We start from the raw sequence: 1968 nt of genomic DNA on the forward strand, positions 1-1968 counted from the left end.
GCTCGCCGCGGGCGCGCGGGGTGAGCCGGTCGCGGGCGCCGGGCCCGAGCCCGACGACGGCCAGCCGTCCGCGGTGCCGCCGCCGCGCCACGGCGCAGGCCGCCATCGCCGCGCGCCCCTCGGGAGCGGACTTCCGCTTGGGCACGCCCAGTTCGGCGCCCTCGCCGCAGGCCAGCAGCGCGGCGGCCTCCGCCACGCTCGGGGTGCCCACGGCGGCCAGCGGCGCGTCGGAGGGGTGGGGCACGGGCACGGCGGCCAGTTCCTCCGCGGGGTACGTCCGCAGCGGTACGCCCAGGCGCCGGGCCGCCTCCACGATGCCCTCCTCGCCGGCCTTGGCCTCGACGGTGGCCAGCTCGGTGACGGACAGCGGCGACAGACCGGCGTCGGCCAGTGCCTGCCCGACCAGGGCGGCGACCTCGTCGGCGGGGGCTCCCCGGCTGGCGCCGACGCCGGCGGCGAGGGTCGGCGGCCGCAGCACGGCCGTGCGGTCGCCGGGCGCCACCGCGCGGTCGCTGACCAGCAGGGTGTACCCGTCGTCAGCGCCCCGGTCACCGGACCCGTCGTCGCTCTGCGTGGCGTTGTCGGTGGTCTCGGTTACGTTGGGTGGCAGTGCAGGGAGGGGGAGGACGGAATGACGCACCAGACGGACGGGCTCGCCGTCGAGGACGGCCCGCGACACCGCCGCGACGGCGCCCTCGACGGGCAGGCCGAGGGTGTCCAGGCCGGGGACGCCCGCGGCGTCGGTGGCGGTGGTGACGACGGGGCGGCAGCCGGGCAGGGCCTCGGCCACCGCGTGCGCCAGGTCGTTCGCGCCGCCGGCGTGGCCGCCCAGCAGTGCCACGGCGTACTGCTGCGCCTCGTCCACGCACACCACGCCCGGATCGTCCGCCTTGCCGCCCAGCAGCGGGGCGATCAGGCGCACGGTCGCGCCGGTGGCGAGGAAGCAGACGAGGCGGTCGCACTCGGCGAAGGCGCGGGTGACCGCCTCGCGTACGGTGCCGGCGCCGGCGGCACCGCCCTCGCCTCCGGTGTCGTAGACGCGGGTGGCCTCCGGCCAGGCGGCCGCCAGGCGGTCGCGGGCGCGCCGCCCCGCGGCGGTGGCGGAGACGAGACCGACCAGGCCGGCCGGGGCGTTCGGGGCGTTCACGAGGATGCTCCTTCGGTGCCGGGGCGGGTGCCCCACAGGACGAAGACGGGGTTGCCTGCGGCGAGCCGCACCACCTCGCCGGGCAGGGGGGCCAGCCGGGAGGACTGCAGCAGCACGCCGTCGGCGGCCAGACCGGCGGCGCCGAGCGCGGCCCGCACCGCCGGTACGCGGTCCAGCGCGGCGAGCGTGACGACGACCGTGCGGCGGGCGCGGAGCGCGCAGGCCGACACGATCGCCTCCAGTTCCCGCCCCCCGCCGCCGACGAACACGGCGTCCGGCTCGGGCAGTCCGGCGAGGACACCGGGCGCGGTGCCGTGCACGGTCTGGAGGTCCACACCGTGGGCCGCGGCGTTGGCCCGGCAGCGTTCGGCGCCGTCGGCGGTGCGCTCCACGGCGACGGCCGCCGCGCCCAGGCGGGCGCACTCCACGGCGACGGAGCCGGAGCCCGCGCCGACGTCCCAGACCAGATCGCCCGGGCGCGGCCCGAGCCGGGCCAGCGCCAGCGCCCGCACCTCGTACTTGGTGATCATCGAGTCGCGGTGGGCGAAGGCGTCCTCCGGCAGCGCCCACCCGGCGGGCGGGCGCCGCGGCCCGGCGAGTGCCCGGGGCGCGCCGGCCAGGGCGCGGGAGGCGTCCAGGCACAGCACCACGCTGACCTCGTCGGGCCAGGTGCGGGCGGCGGCCTCGGCGGGGGAGAGGCGCTCGACGCGCTCGTCGGCCGTGCCCAGCGCGCTCGCCACCACCAGGGTGCGCGGCAGTCCGGCCGCGGCCAGGGCGGCGCCCAGTTCCGCGGGCCCCGCGCCGGGCCCGCTGCGCACGGC

The 1968-nt window shown here is 79.9% G+C and carries 2 protein-coding genes; both read right to left on the bottom strand.

Features of this window, described 5'->3' with window-relative positions; all coding sequences use genetic code 11:
• On the bottom strand, positions 1-1120 hold a 1120-nt coding region (locus ACLIYP_RS30305; protein ID WP_412716279.1), incomplete at its 3' end, for a cobalt-precorrin 5A hydrolase.
• 23 nt (positions 1121-1143) lie between these two features.
• Positions 1144-1968: precorrin-6Y C5,15-methyltransferase (decarboxylating) subunit CbiT (cbiT, locus tag ACLIYP_RS30310; RefSeq protein ID WP_412716278.1), on the bottom strand; the 825-nt coding region annotated here is incomplete at its 5' end.

Source organism: Streptomyces nanhaiensis (assembly GCF_046614825.1).
Lineage (GTDB): Bacteria > Actinomycetota > Actinomycetes > Streptomycetales > Streptomycetaceae > Streptomyces > Streptomyces radiopugnans.